Genomic DNA, 4,667 nt, shown 5'->3' with positions numbered 1-4,667 from the left:
AGTAATTTAGAAACTTTGCTTAAAGAATATGGTATAGAGGTATACTATACTCACCCTTATYSTTACCTTCGAAAGGGGTACTAATGAACGTCATAATGGTCTTATACGTCGTTTTATCCCTAAGGGTAAAAGCATCAAAGACTTATCTTTTGATACAATTCAAAGGATTCAAAATTGGATGAATAGGTTGCCACGTAAATTGCTAAATTACAAAACCCCAGAAAAATATTTTATGAAGAACTATCGAAGATTGCTTAATCCCATATTTTGAATATTATAGATGTCGCTTGTGGTTTATCAAGGGTAAAGCTCCGCCTGCTACGCAGCCCTTGACAAACCCATGCACTCCATCTCCTGTTATTATTAAGATGGGCTTAAGGCTGATTTTGACTATTGTCAGTCCTATTCTACATGATTTTTCACAGGGGTGTTGCATTTAATATTGCAATTTAAGAAAATGTAAATCTTCTTCAAAGTGTCAATCGTTTGATTGACACTTTTTATTGCATTAATATTAGATAGGTATTTCCTATATTTTAAGGGGGACATGAGGTTTAAATATGTCTCCCTTATGGTAGATGTATTAACAATGAAAGATGTATGCATTATAATAGTTGGTTCATGAGGTAAAATTTTTATATGATTAATACATTATATGGAAAATGTCACATTTCACTTGGGTGGCACTTAAAAAAGTGTTGCAATGTTAATATGCCTATGATATAATTAAAAAAATGAATGTGGTCTTTAAATCAGTCCCGTGAGGCTGGTAAGATGTTAGGAGTACGTGGAAATATTATATCTATATGAAGGTGCGTCTATAACTTCTTACCAGCAGGGTAAGAAGTTTTTTTATGTCTAAAAACTTTTAAATCAGTCCTGAGAGGCTGAAAAAGGAGGAGGTTTTATTATGGCACAAGAAATTTTAGCAAAGGAATTTAAAGCTCAAGAAGTAACTACATGGGAAAAGGTAAAGAAAGTTATACTTGCAGTTCAACATCTAATCGCAATGTTTGGAGCAACTGTTCTTGTCCCAATCCTAACAGGCCTTGACCCATCAGTTGCAATCTTCTCAGCAGGTCTTGGAACAATGATTTTCCACTTCTGCACAAAGAAAAAGGTACCAGTTTTCTTAGGTTCATCCTTCGCATTTATCCCAGGAATACTTGCAGTAAAACAAGTATATAATGGAGACTTAAGATATGCACAAGGTGGAATAGTAGTAGCAGGTTTAATATATGTACTTGTATCCTTCCTTGTTGAAAAGATAGGTGTAGAGAAGATAAGAAAGGTACTTCCTGCACAGGTTGTAGGACCAATGATAATGGTAATAGGGTTAAACTTAGTTCCAGTTGCCTATGGTAGTGCAAAGACAAACTACACGGTATCAATAATCACTCTTTTAACTGCAGTATCAGTAACGGTTTTAGGAAAAGGACTAATAAAGCAATTATCAATAATAATAGGGGTAACTGTTGGATATATCCTATCAGCAGGATTAGGAATAGTTGATACAGCAGCAGTTAAAACATCACCACTTTTCGCAGTGCCAAATTTCACTCTTCCAAAGTTTGATGTAGCAGCAATAGCAATAATAGCACCAGTTGTACTTGCAGTGTTTATGGAACACATAGGAGATATAACAACAAATGGTGAAGTTGTAGGACAGGATTTTATAAAGGATCCAGGATTAAACAGAACACTTCTTGGAGATGGGCTTGCAACAATGGTAGCAGGATTTATAGGTGGACCTGCAAATACAACATACGGAGAAAATACAGGTGTTCTTGCAATAACTAAAAACTATGATCCATCAATTCTAAGAATGACAGCAGCTTTCGCAATGATACTAGGGTTTGTAGGTAAGGTTGGAGGCTTCTTAAAAACAATCCCTGTTCCAGTAATGGGTGGAATAAGCTTTATGCTCTACTCAATGATAGCCCTAATAGGAGTTCAAACTATAAAGAATAGCAAGGTTGAGTTTAATGTAAAGAATATAATAGTAATGGCAACAGTTTTAATCTTAGGACTTATGCCAACTTATACAGGAATAAACATAGGAATACCTGTAACAGAAACTGTTAAAATATCAGGACTTAGCTTTGCAGCAATAGTTGGAGTTGTAGTAAATGGAGTATTAAATAGAAAGTAAAAAGTTAAATAGGGGACAGATATATAAAAGCCATAGGAAAAGATATTTATTTTTCCTATGGCTTTTTATGTTATTATTTGTAATATCAATAAAAATTAATTATCTATAGAAAGAGTCTATTAGAATTTACTATTAAATATATTGTATAATTTGAATTGAAAATGGTATAGGAGGTTAAGGTTATGGAAAAGGAAAGAATTATTGAATTAGTTCGCAAAAAAGCAGAAGGATATTTTCAAAGAGGTGAATTTTTTTGCTCAGAAGCAGTAGTTCATACTATCAACGAACTATTGGGTTGGCCATATAATGAAGATGTTGTAAAAATGGCATCAGCATTTCCAATAGGTTTAGGGAAATCAGGATGTTTATGCGGAGCTGTAAGTGGTGGTTCTATGGCTTTAGGAATGGTATATGGGAGAAAACATGGTGAACCAATGAATGAAAAAATGTTTCCTTTATCTGCAGAGTTACATAACCACATTAAAGAACTTTATGGAAGCACTTGTTGTAGAGTACTAGTTAAAAATTACGAGTTTACAAGCCCAGAAAGAAAGGCTCACTGTGTTAAAATAACAGGTGAAGTAGCTGCTTGGATAGCAAAAAAGTTTTTGGAGGATGAAGATATTCAATCTAAAATAAATTACAACTTTAAGTGATGGAGGATAGTTATGTTTGAAACTATTAAAAAGATACCAATCCCAATGTCAGGGCTTATGCTTGCTTGTGCATCTTTAGGAAATTTGTTATCAGGATATAATATTTTATATAAGAATATATTTGGAATAATTTCTGGAATTATGTTTATATGTATTGTAGCTAAAATAATTATGATGCCAAAAGAATGTATAAATGATTTAGAAAATCCTGTAATAGCCAGTGTGTTACCAACTTTATTTATGGGGGCAATGATTTTATCCACTTATATTAAACCTTTATCTTATGAATTTGCTTTTTGGCTTTGGAAATTAGCCGTTATATTTCACATATCTTATATACTTTATTTTACTAAGAAGTATATTATAAGTTTTAATATTAAAAAGGTATTTGCAAGTTATTTTGTAGTGTATGTTGGAATTGTTGCAGCTTCTTTAACATCACCTGCATTTAAAATGGAGAGTGTTGGTAAAATTATATTTTGGTTTGGATTTGTGGCTTTTATTGGTTTAGCACCAATTATTATTTATAGGTTCATGAAATTTAAAGAAATGTTGGAGCCAGCTATCCCTACAAAAACAATATTATTAGCACCAGCTAATTTATGTCTAGCTGGCTATATGAGTTCGTTTCAAAATAAAAACATATATATGATATGGTTCTTAACAATTATTTCTATAATAACGTTTGTATTTGTTATTATTAACTTACCTAAGATGCTAAAAATAAAATTTTATCCAAGTTATTCGGCATTTACATTTCCATTCGTTATAACAGCTATGGCAATGAAAATGACAAATGTATATCTAAATAAAATAGGAAATTCAATAACTATACCTATATATTATGTTAATTTTATTGAGATAGTTGCAGTGTTAATTGTTATATATGTATTAATTAGATATATAGGATTTATTATAGGATCAAATACTTTGTTTAAAGAAAAAAAAGTTAATATTGAAGGATAAAAAAATGCTCACAAAATATTGTGGGCATTTTTCACTTATGAAATATCTAATATAAGTATCAATACATTTTTCAAATTACTTAAGGGCATTATTTAGATCAAGTTTTATTCATTCCTTTAATAACGTACGAGCTTCCTTAGAAGATGCAGTTTCAGTAATTTTTCAAGCTTTTCTTTTAATGTATGAGTAATAGCTAAATCGTTATAAGAAAGTATAAATTATATAAAACAAATTTTGACTGATTATTAAGCACTTTAAATCTTTTAAGGATAAGCTCTATACTCTTTTTAAAATATTTTTTAACTAAGTATAAGTTTTTTTGTATATGTAAATGATAAAATCAAAATGTACGAAAAGTGGAAAATAAAAATGTACAAAATTGTACAAGTATTTGGTATCCTTCTTAATGGGAGGGATACCAAATATGATGAATATAATAGCTCAATTAAATATATTAAAAGCTATGGAACTAAAGCCTAATTATTCAGAACTTGCAAGAGAATATGGGATGGATAGAAGAACTGTAAAGAAATATTTTGAAGGGTATGAGGGAAAACCAAAAACTAAAAATAAAACAAGTAAATTGGACAAGTATTACGATGAAATAAAAGCGAAGCTTGCAATTAAAGGAACTACTGTTAAAGCAGTTTATGAATTCTTTGTTAGCAAAGGTTATGATATAGGCACATATTCAAATTTTAATAAATATGTTAAAAGAAAAGGATTAAAACCAACCAAAAAAATAATGGCTCATCCAAGATTTGAAACACCCGAAGGAGAGCAAGCTCAAGTAGATTGGAAGGAGGAGATTAAGCTAACTTCAAAATATGGGGAAGAATATATTATCAATGTTTTTAACTTTAAACTTGGTTTTTCAAGGTATTGTTACTTTG

General features: G+C 30.8%; 3 protein-coding genes and 2 pseudogenes. All 5 read left to right on the top strand.

Annotated features, from left to right (window positions below):
• Positions 1-271 (top strand): annotated as a pseudogene (locus TCEL_RS13300) (IS30 family transposase); the annotation flags it as partial.
• A 639-nt stretch (positions 272-910) separates the two neighbouring features.
• Positions 911-2,152, top strand: coding sequence for a uracil-xanthine permease family protein (locus TCEL_RS12245; protein ID WP_018666569.1), 1,242 nt, complete (start codon positions 911-913; stop codon positions 2,150-2,152).
• A gap of 182 nt (positions 2,153-2,334) precedes the next feature.
• Positions 2,335-2,808 (top strand): C-GCAxxG-C-C family protein, encoded by a 474-nt coding sequence (locus TCEL_RS12240; protein WP_018666568.1) that lies wholly within the window; start codon positions 2,335-2,337, stop codon positions 2,806-2,808.
• 12 nt (positions 2,809-2,820) lie between these two features.
• A complete protein-coding gene (locus TCEL_RS12235) occupies positions 2,821-3,774 on the top strand; it encodes a TDT family transporter (protein WP_018666567.1) in 954 nt (317 codons plus the stop codon).
• A 424-nt stretch (positions 3,775-4,198) separates the two neighbouring features.
• Positions 4,199-4,667: pseudogene (locus TCEL_RS12230) on the top strand (IS21 family transposase); the annotation flags it as partial.

This window comes from Thermobrachium celere DSM 8682, from assembly GCF_000430995.1.
GTDB lineage: Bacteria > Bacillota > Clostridia > Clostridiales > Caloramatoraceae > Thermobrachium > Thermobrachium celere.
The sequence above is the reverse complement of the archived record's forward strand: the minus strand, read 5'-3'. Positions and strand labels throughout refer to the sequence as shown.

What these genes read in the sequence shown, in the direction of transcription:
- TCEL_RS12245 (WP_018666569.1), top strand. Translation starts at nt 911, where the DNA reads ATGGCACAAGAAATTTTAGCAAAGGAATTTAAAGCTCAAGAAGTAACT.
- TCEL_RS12240 (WP_018666568.1), top strand. Translation starts at nt 2,335, where the DNA reads ATGGAAAAGGAAAGAATTATTGAATTAGTTCGCAAAAAAGCAGAAGGA.
- TCEL_RS12235 (WP_018666567.1), top strand. Translation starts at nt 2,821, where the DNA reads ATGTTTGAAACTATTAAAAAGATACCAATCCCAATGTCAGGGCTTATG.